Consider the following 21,181-nt stretch of genomic DNA (forward strand, 5'->3'; position numbering starts at 1 on the left):
AAGCGCTTTGGTTACTTTGGGGCTTTTCCAAAGTGACTCGCCGTAAGGGCGAAACCAATAGCCGCCGCGACCGCAGAAACGGATATGTACACCAACAAAGTTTTACGCTCATCGCGCTATACCCATGCGCCCGAGAGGTACCTCCTTGGAGGAATAGGCTCATCAAGGATTCCGGTTCAGGCTTGGGCCCATACCCTCATCTACGGGAAAACCTGGACATGGCCCATCTGGCGCAACGCACATTTGAACCCCTGAACATTGCCGTGCTGACCATCAGCGATACACGCACCTTCGACACCGACACCTCGGGACAGACCCTGACCGATTTGCTGCAAACCGCCGGGCATGTATTGATCGATCGTGACCTGGTCAAGGACGATATCTATCAGATCCGCGCCACCGTTTCCCGGTGGATCGCCGACCCCGAAGTACAAGTTGTGCTGATGACCGGCGGCACCGGTTTCACCGCTCGCGACAACACGCCGCAAGCTGTCCTGCCGCTGCTGGACAAACACGTGGAAGGCTTCGGCGAATTGTTCCGCCAGGTGTCCCTGGAGGAAATCGGTATGTCCAGCCTGCAATCCCGGGCACTGGCCGGCATGAGCAACGGCGTGCTGGTGTGCTGCGTACCCGGTTCGCCGGGTGCCTGCCGGACGGCCTGGAACAAGATCCTGCTCGAACAACTGGACAGTCGCACCGGCCCCTGCAATTTCGCCCCGCATTTGAAGCCTCAGGCCCAACGCAACATTGATGCCTGCGAGACACGCTCATGACCGGCCGGGTGTGCGACCTCGGCAACCTGATGCCGGTGGACGAGGCCATCAGCCGCCTGCTCGATCAGGCACCGCCGCCGCCCCTGGTGCAAATGATCCGCCTGGATCAAGCGATGGGGCGCGTGCTGGCAGCGGATATCCATTCCCCGGTGAACCTGCCGGCCTGGGACAACAGCGCCATGGACGGTTACGCCCTCAGGGCCGTCGACCTGCCCGAGGAGGGTGGCTGGCTGTTGATCGGCGGGCGAATTGCGGCGGGGGATCAGGCGTGCGCACCGTTGCTCGCGCAGCAAGCGGTGCAGATTTTTACCGGTGCACCCTTGCCTCCAGGCGCCGACACCGTCGTGCCGCAAGAGCGTTGCCGGATCGACGGCGAGCGTGTCTGGTTGCCGCCCGCAAGCGTTGGCGATCACGTGCGCAAAGAGGGTGAAGAAGTTCGTCGCGGGCACCTGCTGCTCAAGGCGGGAAAGCGCCTGCGCGCTCAGGAAATCGGGTTGCTGGCTGGCGCCGGAATTGCGCGGATCGAAGTCTATCGACCGTTGCAGGTGTGTTTGCTCAGCAGCGGCAATGAACTGCGCGAGCCGGGCGATCCCTTGGCGCCGGGACAGATCTACAACAGCAATCGCTACTGCCTGGCGGAGCTGTTGCGTGGCTGGGGCGTCGAGGTGCATGACTACGGCGTGATGGCCGATGAGCTGGCGGCCAGTCGGCACGCCTTGAGCCTGGCGTCGTCGGAATGCGACCTGTTGCTGAGCAGCGGCGGCGTTTCGGTCGGCGAGGAGGATCATCTCAAGCACGCCATCGAGGAACTGGGCAGCATCGATTTCTGGCGCATCGCCATGCAGCCGGGTAAACCGCTGGCCTTTGGCGAAGTGGCGGGCAAACCGTGGATCGGCGTGCCCGGCAATCCTTCGGCGGCATTGATTACCGCGTTGGTGGTGGTGCGACCGTTCTTGCTCCGGGCCCAGGGTATGACGGACGTGATGCCACGGCCACTGGCCGTGCCAGCCGGGTTCGACTGGTTGCAACGCAACAAGCGTCGGCAATACCTGCGAGCCAGGTTGACGCCCGGCGCTGGCGGCCAGTTGAGCGTGGAACTGCACCCTCAGCAAAGCTCGGCGATGTTGACGGCCGCGTGTTGGGCTGACGGGCTGGCTGTGATCGACTGCGAGCAGCAAGTGCTCAAGCACGACAACGTGATGTTCCTGTCCTTTGCCGACCTGATGCAGTGAGGGCAATTGATTGCCGTCAAGGCAGTGCCTGCCGGTCTGGCTAGACTGGCAGCGCCGCTTTTTTCATGAGGATTACCCATGCAACTGGTCTGCCCGGCAGGGAACCTGCCTGCGCTCAAAGCGGCGGTGCGCCAAGGCGCCGATGCCGTTTATGTCGGTTTTCGCGATGACACCAACGCCCGGCATTTCGCGGGGCTGAACATGGACGATAAACAGTTCGACGCCGCCGTCGCCCACATCCGTCAGCATCAACGCAAACTCTATGTCGCCGTCAACACCTACCCGCAACCCAAGGGCTGGGAGCGCTGGCAGCGGGCGGTGGACCGTGCTGCCGATTTCGGTGTGGATGCGCTGATCGCCGCCGACCCCGGGGTGCTCAACTATGCCAGCCAGCGCCATCCGCAACTGGCGTTGCACCTCTCGGTCCAGGGCTCGGCGACCCACGCCGCCGCGTTGGCGTTTTACGCGCAGCGCTACGATATTCGGCGCGCCGTGCTGCCACGGGTGTTGTCATTGGCGCAGGTGCGCCAGGTGGCCGCCAGCAGCCCAGTGCCCATTGAAGTCTTCGGCTTCGGCAGCCTGTGCATCATGGCCGAAGGGCGTTGCCACCTGTCGTCCTACATCACCGGCGAGTCACCGAACCTGTGCGGCGTCTGTTCGCCGGCCAAGGCGGTGCGCTGGAGCGAGGACGCCGAAGGGTTGAGCGCACGGCTCAGTGAAGTCCTGATCGACCGCTACACCCCCGACGAACCGGCCGGTTACCCGACCTTGTGCAAAGGCCGCTTCCTGGTCGACGGAAAACGCTTTCATGCCCTGGAAGAACCCACCAGCCTCGACACCCTGGACCTGCTGCCGGAGCTGACGGCCATCGGCGTCGAAGCCGTGAAAATCGAAGGCCGCCAACGTAGCCCGGCTTATGTCGAGCAAGTCACCCGGGTCTGGCGCGCCGCGCTGGATGCCCATCGCGGTGCGCCGGGTGCTTTTCGGGTCAAGGAAGAATGGCGTCAGGTGCTGGCCGGGTTGTCCGAGGGCAGCCAGACCACCCTGGGTGCTTATCATCGATCATGGCAATGAGGGGACGCGACATGAAGCTCAGCCTGGGACCGGTCCTGTTTTATTGGGACAAGGAGCAACTCAGCAACTTTTACGCCGAGATGTCGGCCATGCCCCTGGACGTGATTTACCTGGGGGAAACCGTGTGCTCGAAACGCCGGGCCTTTTCACTGGATCAGTGGCTGGGACTGGGGCGCGAGTTACAGGAGTGCAGCCGGGCGCAGTTGGTGATCTCCAGCCTGACGCTGATCGAAGCAGCGTCGGAACTTTCCAGCCTGCGCCGCCTGTGTGACAACGGCCAACTGCTGGTGGAGGCCAATGACATGGGCGCGGTGCAGTTTCTCGCCGAGCGCCAGTTGCCGTTCGTGGGTGGCCCGGCCCTCAACCTGTACAACGGCCACTCGCTGGCGCAACTGCTCGACTGCGGAATGACCCGCTGGGTGCCGCCCGTGGAGTGTTCGGCGACGCTGATCCGCGACGTGATCGGGCAGGTCCGTGAACTGGGCCGAGCGGTGCCGGAAGTTGAAATTTTCGCTTATGGGCATCTGCCCCTGGCCTATTCCGCACGCTGTTTCACTTCCCGTGCGGAAAACCGGCCCAAGGACGACTGCCAGTTTTGCTGCATCAACTACCCCGACGGCATGGCGCTGACCAGCCAGGAAGGGCAGCCGCTGTTTACCCTCAACGGTATTCAAACCATGTCGGCCGAAGTCACCAATTTGCTCGCCGATTATTCCGGGCTGGTGGACTGCGGCGCCGATCTGTTGCGCCTGAGCCCGCGTGCGCAGGGCATGGCCGAGGTGATTGACAGTTATCAGCGGGTTCGTTCGGGCGAGACACCGCCGCTGTTTGTCGAAGGGTGCAATGGCTACTGGCATGGCCAGGCCGGCATGTTGCGCGTCGAGGAGGTTGGCCTGTGCTGAACCGAAAAAAGTGGCTGCTCAAAGGTGCCGACCGGTTGTTGCCGCTGGTGCGTCGGGTGCCGTTTGCTGTGCAGCGCCTGGCGTTGCAGCAGGCGCTCAATCGTTGCCTCGCCGAGCCGTTGCGTGATGGTGAGTTTGAGGTGTTGCGCGGGCGTTGGTTGTGTTTGCGGATTCCGGATCTGGGGTTGTCCTGGTACTTGACGCTCAATCGTCAGGGGTTGCGGATTGCTGAGCATGCTACGGCGGCGGTGACGATCAGCGGGAACTGGCGTGAGTTTTTACTGTTGGCCAGTCGTCAGGAGGATCCTGATACGCTGTTTTTTCGTCGGCGTCTGGTGATTGAGGGCGACACAGAATTGGGGTTGGCGTTGAAGAATTTGATCGATAGCCTTGATCCTGATGTGTTGCCGGTCTGGTTGTGGCGGAATCTGGAGCGGGCGGGGAAGGGGTTGGCGGCGGGGTGATCGACATTGCTTGCCGGCGATGGTTGTGTGTCGAGTTTTTTGATGGTGTACATATCCGTTGCTGCGGTAACGGCCGCTTATGGTTTCGCCCTTACGGCGAGTCCCTTTTCCAAACGCCGAAAAGGAACCAAAAGGCTTTTCCCCTGACGTACGGTGGCTCGCTAATGCTCGCCATGCCCTCGCTCCGGTCCTGCTCCGTGGGCCCGCCGCGATCGGCCATCCCTGGCCGTGCGCGGCTAACCCGGCATCCATGCCGGGTTGCCCACTGCGCAGAACCTCCACTCGGCCTTCCGACGGGGCAGATCAAAATCAAAAGCCAAAGCAAAGCAAAAACGAGGCGGCCTGCCAGCCGACCTGGCTCTATGATCGTACGCATTCCCCTGTAGGAGCCGGCTTGCTGGCGATAGCGTTCGTCCAGTCAATTAAATATGTTGGCTGACCCACCGCCATCGCCAGCAAGCCGGCTCCTACAGTTGATCGGTGTCATGCCCGCGTATCGGATTCGCATGACGATGCTGCAGGGGCTTTGTGGTTGATCTGAGATGTCAGGCGTACACATTCCCTGTAGGAGCCAGCTTGCTGGCGATGGACGTCAACGATAACGCGGGCTGTCTGAATGAACGCGTCGCCCAGACGCTTTTCGCCGGCAAGCCGGCTCCTACAGGGATCGCGTGCGCTTTTGATTTTCACCACTCATCAGGCCGAGCGTTAGCTCGCCTTCAGCTTTTGATCTGGACGCACCGCCCCCTCGAGAGGCCGAGTGGAGGTTCTGCGCAGTGGGCAACCCGGCATGGATGCCGGGTTAGCCGCCCCCGGCCATGGATGGCCGATGGCGGCGGGCCCACGGAGCAGGACCGGAGCGAGGGCATGCCGAGCCTTAGCGAGGCACCGAACGAAAGGGGCAAGAGCGCTTGGTTACTTGGGGCTCTTCCAAGTGACTCGCTGTAAGAGCGAAACCAATATCAGCCGTTACCGCAGGAATGGATATGTACACCTGAACGAAAATGATCGGCTACCAGGCCGCTATCGCCAGCAAGCCAGCTCCTACAGGGAATGTTCGCTGCCCTCAAGCCCGGCTTACATGCTGCCGGGTATCACTGACAATCAACCCCCTGATCCCCTCAAACAACTCATCGCTCTGCGCCTCGGTGCAATCCTCGCCATAACGCTTACGCAACCCGTAATGACTCAGAATCAAATGCACATCCGCATGCAAACCATGCTGCTTCAGACAGTTCTCGACACATTGCAGCGGGCAACCATCCAGCGCAAAAATCCGCCGCCCCGACCGCGCCTTGTTGACCAGCGCGGCCACATGCCCGCCGACACCGGCAATGCAGGACATTTCAGCAACGCCACTGCGATCCAGGCGCACAGCCAATGTGTTGGCCAGTTGCGCAACATTGGAACAGCCGGAACAGGCATAGACCAGAGGCAAAGTCGAAGGGGGCATTGATGCTCTCCGTTGATGGGGTGTTCAAGTGTGCAAGGCACAGGGCATTGCGCATTGATGGCAGTCAATTCCGGTTACTGGAACGCCGCCAGGTCCTCTTCCGCGAGGATGCTGATGTGGCGTCGCTCCATGGCGATCAGGCCGCTGTCCACCAGGCGATGCAAAATCCGCGAAAAGGTTTCCGGCTGAATCCCCAGCTTCGACGCCACCAGGCGTTTGGACATCTGCAAGACAATCTGGCCGGTGACCGGGTTGCGTTCCTGAAACAGGAAATTGATCACCCGACGGCTCGCGCTCGCCATGGTCAAGGTGTCGATGTCCCGCAGCCGCAAGTGCAGGTGCACGCTCATACTCGCCAGAATCGCCAGGCAGACTTTCGGCTGGTCCTCCAGCGCATTGCGATAGTGGGTGCCCTCGATGCTGACCAGCACGCTGTCCTTCAACGCGGTGGCGCTCACCGGGTAGAGCCGGGCCTGGCTGAACAGCAGCGCTTCGGCAAAGGTTTGCCCGGGCTGGATGATCTCCACCAGGTTTTCCTGGCCTTCGCCAGTGAGCCGGTACAACTTGACCTGGCCGCTGACCAGCAGAAAAAAGCGTTTGGCCGGATCGCCCTGATGCATGAGCGTGCTGTGACAGGGCAGGCGCTTGAGCATGGCCAGGGCACAGACTTCCTCGAAGACTTTCTCCGGCAATTGGCTGAACAGATGATGACGGCGCAACGTTAAAACGATGGAAGGGTGGGTCAGCATGGCGTACCTCCGCTGACGGTCATAGTAGAGAGCGCAGGCCGGTTGACCTATGCCTCTGCAGGCCTACCTCCAAGGAGGCATGGCCGTCAGCCCGCACTGCGCAGATGCTCCATGGCCCACACCGCCGCCTCGACCCGCGAGCGCAAACCGAGTTTGTGCAGCAGGTTCTTGACGTGAACCTTGACCGTCCCTTCGGTGATGCCCAGCTTGTGCCCGATGACCTTGTTGCTGAAGCCGCTGGCGATGGTTTTCAACACCTGGCGTTCGCGGTCGGTCAGTTCGACCACCGCCTGGCGTGGCGGCGAGCGCAACGCCTGGGCCATGACCTGGGTCAGGCCGGGGCTGATGACCAATGCACCGTCCAACGCTTCGCGGATGTACTGGATCAACAGTTCGGGCTCCATGTCCTTGAGCAGATAACCGTCGGCATCCAGGCGCAGCGCGTCGCGAATATCGTCTTCGGCGTCCGACACGGTGAACAGCAACACCTTTCCGGTGTAGTGCATCGCGCGCAGTCGACGCAGGGTTTCAATGCCGTTCATTTGCGGCATGTTGTTGTCGAGCAACACCAGGTCCGGTTGCAGCGGTTCGATCAGGCTGAGCGCTTCCTCGCCATGGTTGGCTTCGCCGACGATCAGGAAGTCATCTTCCAGTTCGAGCATTTGGCGGATGCCGCGACGCATCATGGGATGGTCGTCTACCAGCAGGATTCTATGGTGTGGGGACGGGTTCATGTGACGCTACCTTCTGTGTGCTGTCCGAGAAATTCCGGGTGGAATTCCAGTTGGACGAGGGTGCCTTGAGGCTCCCTGGAAAATATGTGCAAGTGGCCGCGCAAGCTCCGCGCCCGCTCATCCATGATGTTCAGGCCGTGATGTTCGCGCTGGTCGACGTCGCCGCTGAAGCCGCGTCCGTCATCCTCGACCGACAGCCTCACGGTTTCGCCGTCCTGACGCAGTTCCAGCCAGGCGTTTTGCGCGTGGGCATGGCGCAGGCAATTGGAAAGCGCCTCGCGGGTGATCTGCAGGATGTGGATCTGCTCGCTGGCCGAGAGCTGAAAGGCCAGCGCATCGACGTGCAGGTGCACCTGGAATTCGCCACGACGGGAGAATTCTGCGGCAGTGTCCTTGAGCTCCTGCACCAGCCCGGCATCGTGAATCTGCAGGCGGAAAGTGGTCAGCAGTTCGCGCAATTGGCGGTAGGCATTGTTCAGTCCTTCGCGCAATTCGGCGGTGACGTTTTCCAGGGTCTGCACCGGTTCGCCACGGCGCATCAGGGTCTGCATGCGGCTGACTTGCAGCTTCATGTAGGACAGGGCCTGGGCCAGTGAGTCGTGCAGTTCGCGGGCGATGATCGTGCGCTCTTCCAGCAACAGTAACCGATGATCCTGTTCCCGTTGGCGCTTGAGTGAGAGCGAAGTGCCGATCAGGTTGGCCAGGGCCTGGATCAGTTGGGTTTCCCAGGCTTGCGTAGGGTGGCCGTCGACAAAGTAAGCCTTGAGTTCACCCAGTTCGCTGCCCTGGTTGCTGATGCTGAAGGATTGCGGCCTCGCGTCGTGGTGTTTCTGGCACGTGGCGCAATCGCTGCTGGCGCAGACGTCGCGGATGTTGGCGCCATGCAGGGCGATCAGTTGCTGGGCAGGTGCCTGCGCCTGGCCCTGCAAACACAGCGACAGGCGCAAGCCCGGCAGGCGTTGCTGGAAGCGTCGGATCAACTCGTCCAGCCCTTCGGCATTGGCCAGGCGCGTGGCCAGGCTGCGGCTGCTTTGATACAGCAGCTCCAGCGCAGCGTTGGCCTGTTGCAGGTTCAGGGTTTTTTGCCGGACCTGACTTTCCAGCGTGCGGTGCGACTCTTCTATCGTTTCGGCCATGGCGTTGAAGCTTGTGGCCAACTGGCCCAGTTCGTCCTGGGACTGATGGTTGACCCGCACCTTGAAATCACCGCGTCGAAAGCGCTGGGTTGCGTCCACCAATTCCTTGAGGGGCGTGACGACGCCGTACTGCAACTCGTACAAACCTATCAGCAGGACAATCATGGTGGTGAACAGCGCCATGCCCTGGATCACTTGTTGCCAGCCCTGCTTTTGCTCGCTCTGGCGCTGGAGCAGGCTGACGAACTGGTTCAGTTGCTCAACGAACGGCCGCGCCTGGGCTTGAAATGCCACGGCATCGCCGCGTTCCAGCGCCGGGCGCAACGCTTCGTTCCATTGTTGCTGGAGTTGCCTATAGCTGGTTTGCAACGCGGTGGTCGGGCCATCTTCCAGCACGGCCTTGAGTGACTGGCTGTCGAGGCGACGTTGCAGGCTGTCGGTGATGCCGATGATTTCTTCATCGGTGGCACCGGCGGCGAGTTTCCAGCTCAGGTGGTAGGTTTCCATGCGCACCGAACCCGCGGTGTTGATGGCGGCGGCATCACCCTGGCTGAACCAGGCGATCAACCCGGCGCTCAACGAGCTGGCGAGCGCGAGCACGGCGATCAGGATCACCGCGAGCCCGGCGCGGGCGGGCAGGGAGCTGCGCAACCAGCGAATCATCGGCGCAGGTCCCGGGGGTAAAGCAGAAAGCAGAGCATGTACAGCTCCAGAGTGAGGTTGTTTGTTATGGCCTCTTCGCGGGCAAGCCTCGCTCCTACAGGATTGGGTCCGGCTGCCGAAAATGGGAACGACTTCAATCCTGTAGGAGCGAGGCTTGCCCGCGAAGGCGATCCAGAGGTGCGCTACCTCTAAAGAGTTGTCGACGGCTCCCTGTCGACAGAACACTGGGTGGAAAAAGTTAAAACGCTGATAAACAAGGGGTTTTAAGCATTCTCCGGTCTACCTCCTTGGAGGTAGGCAGTGCAAGCATAGGCTTGGGCCCGCTTGGGCTTCGTTGACGTGGATCAAGTTTTTACGGGGTTGCTCTCTCTAGTCTGCCGCCATGGCTAACTGACTGGAGAGCATTGTGACCCAACCCCGTGTACGACAAGGCTTGGTGCTGGGCATGAGCACGCTGGCCTTCACTGTATGTTTCATGGTCTGGATGATGTTTGCCGTGCTCGGTGTGCCGATCAAGGAACTGCTCCAGCTCAACGAAACCCAGTTCGGCCTGCTGGCCGCGACCCCGGTCTTGACCGGCTCGCTGGTGCGTTTGCCGCTGGGGTTGCTGACCGACCGCTTTGGCGGGCGCAGCGTGTTCTTTCTGCTGATGCTGTCCTGCGTCGCACCGCTGTACCTGATCAGCCACGCCACCGCCTATTGGCAGTTTTTGCTGCTGGGCCTGTTCGTCGGTTTGGCCGGCGGCTCGTTCTCGGTCGGGATTGCCTACGTCGCCAAGTGGTTCGACAAAGAGAACCAGGGCTTCGCCATGGGCATCTTCGGCGCCGGTAACGCCGGGGCTGCGGTCACCAAGTTTCTCGCCCCGGCCCTGATCGCCGCCGGCAGTTGGCAGCTGGTGCCGAAAGTCTTCAGCGCCATCCTCTTTATCACTGCGCTGTCGTTCTGGTTCCTCAGTGCCGAAAACAAGGACCACCGCAGTGCCTCGGGCGCCACGCTGCGTGAGCAACTGCGTTCGCTGAAAGATCCTGCGGTGTGGCGCTACTGCCAGTACTACTCGATCGTCTTCGGCGGCTATGTGGCCCTCGCGCTGTGGATGACCAAGTACTACGTGCAGGAATACGGTTTCAGCCTGCAAAGCGCGGCGCTGCTGGCGGCGTGTTTTTCCCTGCCCGGTGGCGTGCTGCGTGCCGTCGGCGGCTGGATGTCGGATCGCTGGGGCGCGCAAAGCGTGACCTGGTGGGTGTTGTGGGTCAGCTGGATCTGCCTGTTCCTGCTCTCGTACCCACAGACCCAACTGCAAGTGCAGACCATCAACGGCACCGTGGATTTCCACATCGGCCTCAATCCCGCGCTGTTCACCGTGCTGCTGTTCGTCATGGGCATTGCCTTCGCGTTCGGCAAGGCCTCGGTCTTCAAATACATCGCCAATGACTACCCGAAAAACATGGGTGCGGTGTCCGGCATCGTCGGTCTGGCCGGTGGCCTGGGCGGTTTCGTGCTGCCGATCATGTTTGGCGCCCTGGTGGACCTCACCGGCGTGCGCTCGTCCTGCTTCATGTTGATGTACGGCGTGGTCTGGGTCTCCCTCACCTGGATGTACTTCAGCGAAATGCGCAAAAGCCCGGTGCTTGGTAAAGCGCCGACGCTGACCCCGTCCCCGATTTCCAGCATTGCCCAAGGAGAACAACATGTCCGTTCTGCAAAAGCCTGATAAAGGGCCGGTCATTCATGACTGGCGCCCCGAGGACCCTGCGTTCTGGGGAAGCAGCGGCAAACAGACCGCCACGCGCAACCTGTGGATCTCCATTCCCGCGCTGCTGTTGGCCTTCGCGGTGTGGATGGTCTGGAGCACGGTGATCGTGCGCCTGAACGCCATCGGCTTCACCTTCACCACCGACCAGTTGTTCTGGCTGGCGGCGTTGCCGGGGCTGTCCGGCGCGACCTTGCGCGTCTTCTATTCCTTTATGGTGCCGATCTTCGGTGGCCGGCGCTGGACCGCCCTGAGCACCGCATCGTTGCTGGTGCCATCGATCTGGATGGGCTTCGCGGTGCAGGACCCGGGCACCCCGTACAGCGTGTTCGTATGGATTGCCTTGCTCTGCGGTTTTGGCGGCGGCAACTTCGCCTCGAGCATGTCCAACATCAGCTTCTTCTACCCGAAGTCCCAGCAAGGCACGGCCCTGGGCCTCAACGCCGGGTTGGGTAACCTGGGCGTCTCGGTGATGCAGTTCTGCGTGCCGCTGGTGATCACCTTCGGCGTGTTCGGGGTCATGGGTGGCAATCCGCAAACCCTGCCGGACGGTGGCCAATTGTGGCTGCAGAACGCCGGGTTCATCTGGGTGCCGTTCATTGTCCTAGTGACGGTGCTGGCCTGGTTCGGCATGAACGATTTGTCCAGTGCGCGGGCCTCGTTCAGCGAGCAAGCGGTGATCTTCAAACGCAAGCACAACTGGCTGATGTGCTGGTTGTACCTGGCGACCTTCGGTTCGTTCATCGGTTTTTCCGCTGCGTTTCCATTGCTGATCAAAACCTCGTTCCCTGATGTGATCGCACTGAAATTCGCCTTCCTCGGCCCGTTGGTGGGTGCGCTCGTGCGTCCATTGGGCGGCTGGCTGGCGGACAAGCTCGGCGGCGCGAAAGTGACCTTGTGGAACTTCGTCGCGATGATCGTGATGGTCTTCGGCGTCATGCACTTCCTGCCGCAGAACGGTACAGGCGGCAACTTCTACGGCTTCCTCGGCATGTTCATGCTGCTGTTCATCACCACCGGCGTGGGCAACGGCTCCACCTTCCGCATGATCCCGGTGATCTTCCGCACCCAGCATGAAAAAGCCGCTGCCGGAAAATCCCCGGCCGTACGCGAACAAGCACTCAAGAATGCCGGCAAAGAGTCCGCCGCCGTCCTGGGCTTCAGTTCGGCCATGGGCGCCTTCGGTGCGTTCTTCATTCCCAAATCCTTCGGCACTTCGATGGCCCAGACCGGCGGACCGGAGATGGCCTTCTACATGTTCGTCGGTTTTTACCTGAGCTGCATCGTCGTGACCTGGTGGTGGTACGCGCGCAAAGGCGCTGCGACACCCTGCTGAGACGACCCGAATCCAACCATTGCGTGGGCGGGGCACAGAACCCCGCAGCAAGCCTGAGAGGACTACACCGTGAGTCATTTACTGGATCAATTGCGGTTTTTCAATCGCAAGCAAAACGAGTTTTCCGAGGGTCATGGAGAGACCCGCAAAGAGTCGCGCGACTGGGAGAACGTCTACCGTTCGCGCTGGCAGTACGACAAGATCGTGCGTTCCACCCATGGGGTGAACTGCACCGGGTCTTGCTCGTGGAAGATCTACGTGAAGAACGGCCTGATTACCTGGGAAACCCAGCAGACCGACTACCCGCGTACCCGCAACGACCTGCCCAACCATGAGCCTCGTGGTTGCCCGCGCGGCGCCAGTTACAGCTGGTACATCTACAGCGCCAACCGGCTCAAGTACCCGAAAATCCGCAAGCCGTTGCTCAAGCTCTGGCGCGATGCGCGCCAGACCATGGCGCCGGTCGAAGCCTGGGCCAGCATTGTCGAGGACAAGGCCAAGGCCGACTCCTATAAAAGCAAGCGCGGCATGGGCGGCTTCATTCGTTCCAGCTGGGACGAAGTCAACGAGATCATCGCGGCGTCCAACGTCTACACCATCAAACAGTACGGCCCCGACCGGATCGTCGGGTTCTCGCCGATCCCGGCCATGTCGATGGTCAGCTACGCCGCAGGTTCGCGTTACCTGTCGCTGATCGGCGGCGCCTGCCTGAGCTTCTACGACTGGTACTGCGACTTGCCACCGGCTTCGCCGATGGTCTGGGGTGAGCAGACCGACGTGCCGGAATCGGCCGACTGGTACAACTCCAACTACATCATTGCCTGGGGTTCCAACGTTCCGCAGACCCGTACCCCCGACGCGCACTTCTTCACTGAAGTCCGTTACAAGGGCACCAAGACCGTGGCGATCACCCCGGACTATTCGGAAGTCGCCAAGCTCACCGACCTGTGGCTGAACCCCAAGCAGGGCACCGACGCGGCGCTGGCGCAAGCCTTCAACCATGTGATCTTCAAAGAATTCCACCTGGACAAACCGAGCGCCTATTTCACTGACTACGCCAAGCGTTTCACCGATCTGCCGGTGCTGGTGCTGCTCAAGCAAATGGCCGACAAGGCGCCGGGCGCCGGTTACCAGCCGGACCGCTTCCTGCGCGCCAGTGACTTGACCGACAACCTCGGCCAGGAAAACAACCCGGAATGGAAAACCATCGCCCTGGATACCAGCGGCGAACTGGTGTCCCCTCAGGGCTCCATCGGTTATCGCTGGGGCGAGAAGGGCAAGTGGAACATCCTCCCGCGTGAAGGCGGCGAAGGCCGCGAGATCGATCTGAAACTGAGCCTGATCGGCGATGACGTGGCCGAAGTGGCGTTCCCGTATTTTGCCGGCGAGTCCCACGAGCACTTCCAGCACGTGGCCGGCGATGCCGTGCAATACCGTCGTGTGCCGGTGCACAGCCTCGTTCTGGCTGACGGCAGCGTGGCCAAAGTCGCCACCGTGTTCGACCTGTCGGCCGCTAACCTGGCGATCGACCGTGGCCTGGGTGGCGAAAACGTCGCCAAGGATTACAACGACGCCTCGGTGCCCGGCACCCCGGCCTGGCAGGAGCAGATCACCGGCGTCAGCCGCGAGAAAGCGATCCAGATTGCCCGTGAGTTTGCCGATAACGCCGACAAGACCAAGGGCCGCTCGATGATCATCGTCGGCGCGGCGATGAATCACTGGTACCACATGGACATGAACTACCGCGGGCTGATCAACATGCTCATGCTCTGCGGGTGTGTCGGCCAGACCGGTGGCGGTTGGGCGCACTACGTCGGCCAGGAAAAACTCCGTCCGCAATGCGGCTGGCTGCCCCTGGCGTTCGGCCTGGACTGGAACCGTCCGCCACGGCAAATGAACGGCACCAGCTTCTTCTACGCCCACAGCTCGCAGTGGCGCCACGAGAAGATGAGCATGCACGACGTGCTCTCGCCATTGGCCGACAAGTCACAATTCCCCGAGCATGCGCTGGACTACAACATCCGCGCCGAACGCGCCGGCTGGTTGCCTAGCGCACCGCAACTCAACACCAACCCGCTGCACATTTGCCGTGATGCCGCTGCTGCCGGCATGGAACCGAAAGATTACGTGGTCAAGTCGCTGCAGGACGGTTCGCTGCGCTTCTCTTGCGAGCAACCGGACAGCCCGGTGAACTTCCCGCGCAACATGTTCATCTGGCGCTCCAACCTGCTGGGCTCCTCGGGCAAGGGCCACGAGTACATGCTCAAGTACCTGCTCGGCACCAAGAACGGGGTGATGAACGAAGACATCGGCCAGGTCGGCGACTGCAAACCGGAAGAAGCCGAATGGGTGGACGAGGGCGCCATCGGCAAGCTCGATCTGGTGACTACGCTGGACTTCCGCATGTCCTCGACCTGCGTCTATTCCGACATCGTCTTGCCGACCGCAACCTGGTACGAAAAAGACGACATGAACACCTCGGACATGCACCCGTTCATTCACCCGTTGTCGGCCGCGATCGACCCGGCGTGGGAATCGCGTTCCGACTGGGAAATCTACAAAGGCATCGCCAAGGCGTTTTCCAGCATGGCCGAAGGGCACCTGGGCGTCGAAAAGGATCTGGTGACCATTCCGCTGATGCACGACAGCGTCGGCGAACTGGCCCAGCCGTTTGGCGGCACCGACTGGAAAAGCGAAGGCGTGGCACCGGTGCCGGGTAAAAACGCACCGAACCTGCACGTGGTCGAGCGCGACTACCCGAACATCTACAAGCAGTTCTCGTCCCTCGGGCCATTGCTGGAGAAACACGGCAACGGCGGCAAGGGCATCAACTGGAACACCGAGGCCGAAGTGAAGTTCCTCGGTGAGCTCAACCACCACGAACGGGACGCCGGTATCAGCCACGGCCGTCCGAAAATCGACTCGGCCATCGATGCAGCGGAAGTGATCCTGTCGCTCGCACCGGAAACCAACGGCCACGTAGCGGTCAAGGCCTGGGCCGCGCTGTCGGAATTCACCGGCATCGACCACAGCCATCTGGCGGTGGGCAAGGAGCATGAGGCGATTCGCTTCCGCGACATCCAGGCGCAGCCACGCAAGATCATTTCCAGCCCGACCTGGTCGGGGCTCGAAGACGATCACGTCAGCTACAACGCCGGTTACACCAACGTTCATGAAGCCATTCCATGGCGCACCATCACCGGTCGTCAGCAGTTCTACCAGGATCACCCGTGGATGCAGGCGTTCGGCGAGCAGCTGATGAGTTACCGGCCGCCGGTCAACACCCGGACCATCGCCGGGGTGAAAGGCAAGCGCAGCAACGGCCACAAGGAAATTGTCCTGAACTGGATCACGCCGCACCAGAAGTGGGGCATCCACAGCACCTACAGCGACAACCTGTTGATGCTGACCTTAAGCCGTGGCGGCCCGATTGTCTGGCTGTCGGAGAACGACGCGAAAAGCGCCGGCATCGAGGACAACGACTGGATCGAGTGCTTCAACGCCAACGGTGCGCTGACCGCCCGTGCGGTGGTCAGTCAGCGGGTCAAGGACGGCATGGTGATGATGTACCACGCCCAGGAACGGATCGTGAACGTGCCCGGATCGGAAACCACCAAGACCCGTGGCGGCCACCACAACTCGGTGACCCGCGTCGTGCTCAAACCGACCCACATGATCGGTGGCTATGCCCAGCAGGCCTACGGTTTCAACTATTACGGCACGGTCGGTTGCAACCGCGACGAGTTCGTCGTGGTACGCAAAATGTCCAAAGTCGACTGGCTCGATGGTTCGTCCGGTGATGACCTGCCGCGTCCTCTGCCGACCGATATCGAGGAGAACTGAGATGAAGATTCGCTCACAAATCGGCATGGTGCTGAACCTGGACAAGTGCATCGGTTGCCACACTTGCTCGATCACCTGCAAAAACGTCTGGACCAGTCGTGAAGGCATGGAATACGCCTGGTTCAACAACGTCGAAAGCAAACCCGGGATCGGCTACCCGAAAGAATGGGAAAATCAGGATAAGTGGAAGGGCGGCTGGATCCGCAATGCCAACGGCTCGATCAACCCGCGCATCGGCGGCAAGTTCCGCGTGTTGGCCAACATCTTTGCCAACCCGGACCTGCCGAGCCTCGACGACTACTACGAGCCGTTCGACTTCGATTACCAGCACCTGCACACCGCACCGCTGGGCGAGCATCAGCCTACGGCGCGCCCACGCTCGCTGGTCTCCGGCAAGCGCATGGAGAAAATCGAGTGGGGCCCGAACTGGGAAGAAATCCTCGGCACCGAATTCGCCAAGCGTCGCAAGGACAAGAACTTCGACAAGATCCAGGCGGACATTTACGGCGAGTACGAAAACACCTTCATGATGTATTTGCCGCGCCTGTGCGAGCACTGCCTCAACCCGGCGTGTGCGGCATCGTGCCCGAGCGGGGCGATCTACAAGCGTGAAGAAGACGGCATTGTCCTGATCGACCAGGAAAAATGCCGCGGCTGGCGCATGTGCATCAGCGGCTGCCCGTACAAGAAAATCTACTTCAACTGGAAAAGCGGCAAGTCCGAGAAGTGCATTTTCTGCTACCCGCGTATCGAAGCCGGGATGCCGACCGTGTGCGCCGAAACGTGCGTCGGTCGTATCCGTTACCTCGGCGTGTTGCTGTACGACGCCGACCGCATCAGCGAAGTGGCGAGCACCGCCAATGAGCAGGATCTGTACGAGAAACAACTGGAGATCTTCCTCGACCCGAATGACCCGGCGGTGATCCGTCAGGCCCTGGCAGACGGTGTGCCGCAGTCGGTGATCGATTCGGCCCAGCGTTCGCCGGTCTACAAAATGGCCGTGGACTGGAAACTCGCACTGCCACTGCACCCGGAATACCGCACCTTGCCGATGGTCTGGTACGTACCGCCACTGTCGCCGATTCAAAACGCCGCAACTGCTGGCACCGTCGGCATGAACGGGGTGATTCCGGACGTCGACAGCCTGCGTATTCCACTGAAGTACCTGGCCAACCTGCTGACTGCCGGCGATGAAAAACCGGTCAAGCGTGCGTTGAAACGCTTGCTGGCGATGCGTGCCTACAAGCGTTCCGAGCAAGTCGATGGCGTGCAAGACCTGCAAGTGCTGGCGGACGTCGGTTTGAGCGTGGACCAGGTCGAGGAAATGTACCGCTACCTGGCCATCGCCAACTATGAGGACCGTTTTGTGGTACCGACCGCCCACCGCGAAGACGCCATGAGCGACGCCTTTGCCGAACGCTCCGGTTGCGGTTTCAGTTTCGGCAGCGGTTGCAGCGGCAGCTCCGACACCAACATGTTCGGCGCGAAAAAGGCCAACCGTCGCGACGTCCTGAAAACCGTGCAGTTGTGGGAGGAATGAGCATGCAAATTCTCAAAGTGATTTCGCTGCTGCTCGATTACCCGACTGAAACGCTGATCAGCGGCCGCGACGAACTGGAGCAGGCGATCATTCAGTCGCGGGAAATCAGCCCGAAGCAGCGCGGTGCGTTGTTCGAGTTGCTGGAGCTGATCTGCGCCAATGACCTGATGGACGGGCAGGAGCACTACGGTGCGCTGTTCGGTCGGGGGCGCGCGCTCTCGTTGCTGTTGTTCGAACACGTGCACGGCGAGTCCCGCGACCGTGGCCAGGCCATGGTCGACATGATGGCGCAGTACGAAGACGCCGGTTTTGCCATCGGCGTCAAAGAGCTGCCGGATTACATCCCGCTGTACCTGGAGTTTCTGTCCACTCGCGAAGACATCGAGGCCCGCGAGGGCCTGGCGGATGTCTCGCACCTGCTGGCCTTGCTCGCGGCGCGTCTGGAAGAGCGTGAAAGCGCCTACGCCAGTTGCTTCCGGGCGCTGCTGCAGATTGCCGGGGCCGAGCCGCATCAGGCCGTGGCCGACCTGCGTGAGCAGGTCGCGGCGGAAGTGCGCGACGACTCGCTCGAAGCCCTCGACAAGATCTGGGAAGAGGAGGCCGTGGACTTTCTCCAGGCCGAACAGCAGGACCGTTGCGGTTCGCTGCCAAGCGCGCCGGGCAAGGCCCGGGAAGAAAGCGCGGTGCCGTTGCACTGGGTGGATTTTCAGCATGAAGGACTGGCCGCCGCGCCAGTCCAGGAGGTAGGCAATGTCTAAATGGAACCTGTTGTTGTTCGGGATTTATCCCTATATCGCTTTGGCCATTTGCCTGATCGGCAGTTGGGCTCGCTTCGACCTGTCGCAGTACACCTGGAAGGCGGGCTCCAGCCAAATGCTCAACCAGCGCGGCATGCGCGTGGCGAGCAACTTCTTCCACATCGGTGTGTTGTTCGTGCTGGCCGGGCATTTCGTCGGCCTGCTGACGCCTGCGTCGGTTTATCACCATGTCATCAGCACTGAGAACAAGCAGTTGCTGGCGATGGTGTCCGGCGGGTTCTTCGGCCTGTTGTGCCTGATCGGCCTGCTGATGCTGGTCAACCGGCGCCTGAGCGACCCTCGGGTCCGCGCCACGTCCAGTACGTCGGACATCCTGATTCTGCTGGTGCTATTGGCGCAGTTGCTGCTCGGTCTGCTGACCATCGTTGCGTCCACCGCGCACATGGACGGTTCGGTGATGGTGATGCTCGCCGACTGGGCGCAGAACACCGTGCTGTTGCGGCCGACGGAAGCGGCGGCCTCCATCGCGCCGGTCGGGCTGACCTACAAGCTGCACGTGTTCCTCGGCCTGACCCTGTTTGTGCTGTTCCCCTTCACCCGTCTCGTACATGTGATCAGTGCACCGGTCTGGTACCTGGGACGCCGTTATCAAATCGTTCGGCAGAAATTCTGAGGAGACAATCATGTCAGGTGGATGTGGATGTGGCGGCGGTAACGGTGGCAGCGGTGGCTGCGGATCTTCCAAACAAGTAGAGGTTGCGGTGCCGGACGATGTCGCACCGTTTGAAGAGCTCGCGGTTGAACCTGCGGCGGCCGATGACGCGCCCGCGCAGTTGATCGCCAGCAGTGAGCAGGAGTGGCCGATCATCAGCGTCAACGAGGTGGTGATCACCCCGGAAGCGATGGCCCAGGAGCTGCAATATCACCCGGCCGAAAGCCGCGAAGAGGCGGTGTATCTGGCCGCCAAGGCGCTGGTGATCCGCGAGTTGTTGCAGCAGCGCATTGCCGAACTGGGCGTGTCGCTGGAGGTCGGTGCCGGTGAGAACGAAGAGGAAGCCGCCACGCGCTTGTTGCTCGAACGCGAGGTGATCGTGCCGCAATGCGACGAGCAAACCAGCCTTCGTTACTACGAAAACAATCGCGGGCGCTTTCACAGCGCGCCGTTGCTGGCGGTGCGGCACATCCTGCTGGAATGCGCGCCGGACGATGCCGAGGCTCGCGAGCTGGCGCATGCCCAGGCAGAAATCCTGCTGCAACGGCTGGAAGACTTCCCCGGCAGCTTCGCCGAGCTGGCGGTGAAATATTCGGCCTGCCCGTCGAAGGCACAAGGTGGTTCCCTGGGGCAGATCAGCAAAGGCCAGACCGTGCCGGAACTGGAGCGGCAACTCTTCACGCTGGCACCGGGGCTGGCCAGCAAACCGTTGGAAAGTCGTTATGGCTGGCATGTGGTCAGCGTCGATCAGCGGATCGAAGGCATGCCGTTGCCCTATGAAGCGGTGTCGACGGCGATCCACACGCAGTTGCAGCAGGGCGTCTGGCAAAAGGCCCTGGTGCAATACCTGCAAACCCTGATTGGCGCGGCGGATGTCCGCGGTATTCATTTGCAGGGCGCTGACTCACCGCTGGTGCAGTGAGCCTCAAGGCTAACCGGGAGATGTGATGAACGCTGTGATGCAGGATGGTTTTGGGCGGCAGATCGATTATCTGCGGATGTCGGTGACGGACCGGTGTGATTTTCGTTGTGTGTATTGCATGGCGAAAAACATGACCTTCCTGCCGCGTCAGCAGGTGCTCACGCTGGAGGAATTGCAGCGCCTGGCAACGCTGTTCGTCGGCCTGGGCGTGCGCAAGATTCGCCTCACCGGCGGTGAGCCGTTGATCCGTCCCGGCATTGTCGATCTGTGTCGCAACATCGCCGCGTTGCCCGGTTTGCGCGAACTGGTGATGACCAGCAACGGCTCGCAGCTGGGCCGCCTGGCGCGGCCGTTGGTGGAGGCGGGTGTTAAACGGATGAACATCAGCCTCGACAGCCTGGACGCGCAGAAATTTCGCGCGATCACCCGCAACGGCGATCTCGATCAGGTGCTTAGCGGCATCGAAGCGGCGCGGGATGCGGGGTTTGAGCGAATCAAGCTCAACTGCGTGGTGATGAAGGGGCGCAACTTCGATGAGGTCCCGGCGTTGGTGCAATACGCCATCGACCAGCGCATCGATATCAGTTTTATCGAAGAAATGCCGCTGGGCGATGTCGGGCGATCACGGGGCGAATCGTTTTGTTCCAGTGATGACGTGCGCACGTTGATTGCTCAGCGTCATCGCTTGCTCGACAGCACGGAAAACAGCGGCGGGCCGGCGCGTTATGTGCGCCTGGAACGCCATCCCGAGACCCGGATCGGTTTCATTTCACCCAACAGCCACAACTTCTGCGGTACTTGCAACCGGGTGCGGATGACCGTGGAAGGCAAGCTGCTGTTGTGTCTGGGGCAGGACGATGCGCTGGATTTGAGAGGGTTGCTGCGGCGTTATCCGCTGGATGACCAGCCGGTGATCAATGCGGTGCAAAAGGCTTTGCGCGGTAAACCGTTGCGCCATGATTTCACTCCGGAGGGGGATGTGCAGATTGTTCGGTTCATGAATATGAGTGGTGGTTGATTTGCCGCAAATCCAATCGCCGAGTTTCTGATGGTGTACATATCCATTCCTGCGGTAACGGCCGCTAATGGTTTCGCTTTTACAGCGAGTCACTTGGAGAAGCGCCAAGTAACCAAGCGCTT

17 protein-coding genes are annotated in these 21,181 nt (G+C 61.2%); 13 read left to right on the plus strand and 4 right to left on the minus strand.

Annotation, left to right across the window (positions count from 1 at the left end; translation table 11 throughout):
- Nucleotides 1-218: 218 nt before the first annotated feature.
- The 5 genes from moaB to ubiT all read left to right on the plus strand — a co-directional run bounded on the left by moaB (nt 219) and on the right by ubiT (nt 4,445).
- A complete protein-coding gene (gene moaB, locus ACM6IO_RS24955; RefSeq protein ID WP_008034780.1) occupies nt 219-773 on the plus strand; it encodes a molybdenum cofactor biosynthesis protein B in 555 nt (184 codons plus the stop codon).
- Nucleotides 770-2,005, plus strand: coding sequence for a gephyrin-like molybdotransferase Glp (glp, locus tag ACM6IO_RS24960; RefSeq protein WP_414912432.1), 1,236 nt, complete (start codon nt 770-772; stop codon nt 2,003-2,005). The genes moaB and glp overlap by 4 nt, the downstream gene beginning before the upstream one ends.
- A 78-nt stretch (nt 2,006-2,083) precedes the next feature.
- Nucleotides 2,084-3,079, plus strand: coding sequence for a ubiquinone anaerobic biosynthesis protein UbiU (ubiU, locus tag ACM6IO_RS24965; protein WP_008034782.1), 996 nt, complete (start codon nt 2,084-2,086; stop codon nt 3,077-3,079).
- Between the two features lie 11 nt (nt 3,080-3,090).
- Complete coding sequence (locus tag ACM6IO_RS24970) at nt 3,091-3,981, plus strand: U32 family peptidase (protein ID WP_414912433.1); 891 nt, start codon at nt 3,091-3,093, stop codon at nt 3,979-3,981.
- Nucleotides 3,975-4,445: a ubiquinone anaerobic biosynthesis accessory factor UbiT gene (ubiT, locus tag ACM6IO_RS24975; protein ID WP_192226470.1), complete on the plus strand. Its 471-nt coding sequence runs from the start codon at nt 3,975-3,977 to the stop codon at nt 4,443-4,445. Before ACM6IO_RS24970 ends, ubiT begins: the two co-directional genes overlap by 7 nt.
- Nucleotides 4,446-5,511: 1,066 nt before the next feature.
- On the opposite strand, the gene ACM6IO_RS24980 is transcribed toward ubiT, so the two are convergent.
- The 4 genes from ACM6IO_RS24980 to ACM6IO_RS24995 form a co-directional block, all read right to left on the minus strand.
- Nucleotides 5,512-5,898 carry a putative zinc-binding protein gene (locus ACM6IO_RS24980; protein WP_414912434.1) on the minus strand — a complete coding sequence of 129 codons (387 nt, stop codon included), beginning with the start codon at nt 5,896-5,898 and terminating at the stop codon, nt 5,512-5,514.
- 74 nt (nt 5,899-5,972) lie between these two features.
- The gene (locus ACM6IO_RS24985) at nt 5,973-6,647 is read right to left on the minus strand and encodes a Crp/Fnr family transcriptional regulator (RefSeq protein ID WP_008030978.1); all 675 of its coding nucleotides are present in this window, start codon (nt 6,645-6,647) and stop codon (nt 5,973-5,975) included.
- An 86-nt stretch (nt 6,648-6,733) separates the two neighbouring features.
- Nucleotides 6,734-7,381, minus strand: coding sequence for a two-component system response regulator NarL (gene narL, locus ACM6IO_RS24990; RefSeq protein ID WP_192226472.1), 648 nt, complete (start codon nt 7,379-7,381; stop codon nt 6,734-6,736).
- Entirely contained in the window at nt 7,378-9,180 is a 1,803-nt protein-coding gene (locus ACM6IO_RS24995; protein ID WP_414912435.1) for a HAMP domain-containing protein, read from the minus strand. Before ACM6IO_RS24995 ends, narL begins: the two co-directional genes overlap by 4 nt.
- A 406-nt stretch (nt 9,181-9,586) precedes the next feature.
- On the opposite strand from ACM6IO_RS24995, the gene ACM6IO_RS25000 reads away from it, so the two are divergent.
- The 8 genes from ACM6IO_RS25000 (at nt 9,587) to moaA (ending at nt 21,059) form a co-directional block, all read left to right on the plus strand.
- Complete coding sequence (locus ACM6IO_RS25000; RefSeq protein WP_008030986.1) at nt 9,587-10,891, plus strand: MFS transporter; 1,305 nt, start codon at nt 9,587-9,589, stop codon at nt 10,889-10,891.
- The gene (locus ACM6IO_RS25005; RefSeq protein WP_192418225.1) at nt 10,869-12,266 is read left to right on the plus strand and encodes a NarK family nitrate/nitrite MFS transporter; all 1,398 of its coding nucleotides are present in this window, start codon (nt 10,869-10,871) and stop codon (nt 12,264-12,266) included. Before ACM6IO_RS25000 ends, ACM6IO_RS25005 begins: the two co-directional genes overlap by 23 nt.
- Before the next feature lie 69 nt (nt 12,267-12,335).
- Entirely contained in the window at nt 12,336-16,109 is a 3,774-nt protein-coding gene (locus tag ACM6IO_RS25010) for a nitrate reductase subunit alpha (protein ID WP_008043732.1), read from the plus strand.
- Between the two features lies 1 nt (nt 16,110).
- Nucleotides 16,111-17,649, plus strand: coding sequence for a nitrate reductase subunit beta (narH, locus tag ACM6IO_RS25015; RefSeq protein ID WP_008030993.1), 1,539 nt, complete (start codon nt 16,111-16,113; stop codon nt 17,647-17,649).
- Nucleotides 17,650-17,651: 2 nt separating this feature from the next.
- Nucleotides 17,652-18,407: a nitrate reductase molybdenum cofactor assembly chaperone gene (narJ, locus tag ACM6IO_RS25020; protein WP_008043733.1), complete on the plus strand. Its 756-nt coding sequence runs from the start codon at nt 17,652-17,654 to the stop codon at nt 18,405-18,407.
- Nucleotides 18,400-19,080: a respiratory nitrate reductase subunit gamma gene (gene narI / locus ACM6IO_RS25025; protein WP_008030998.1), complete on the plus strand. Its 681-nt coding sequence runs from the start codon at nt 18,400-18,402 to the stop codon at nt 19,078-19,080. The genes narJ and narI overlap by 8 nt, the downstream gene beginning before the upstream one ends.
- Nucleotides 19,081-19,090: 10 nt before the next feature.
- Nucleotides 19,091-20,041, plus strand: a complete 951-nt coding sequence (locus ACM6IO_RS25030; protein ID WP_414912436.1) for a peptidylprolyl isomerase — start codon at nt 19,091-19,093, stop codon at nt 20,039-20,041.
- A 25-nt stretch (nt 20,042-20,066) separates the two neighbouring features.
- Entirely contained in the window at nt 20,067-21,059 is a 993-nt protein-coding gene (gene moaA / locus ACM6IO_RS25035) for a GTP 3',8-cyclase MoaA (protein WP_192226482.1), read from the plus strand.
- Nucleotides 21,060-21,181 lie beyond the last annotated feature (122 nt).

The sequence above is a fragment of the Pseudomonas sp. IT-P44 genome (genome assembly GCF_949768225.1).
Lineage (GTDB): Bacteria > Pseudomonadota > Gammaproteobacteria > Pseudomonadales > Pseudomonadaceae > Aquipseudomonas > Aquipseudomonas migulae.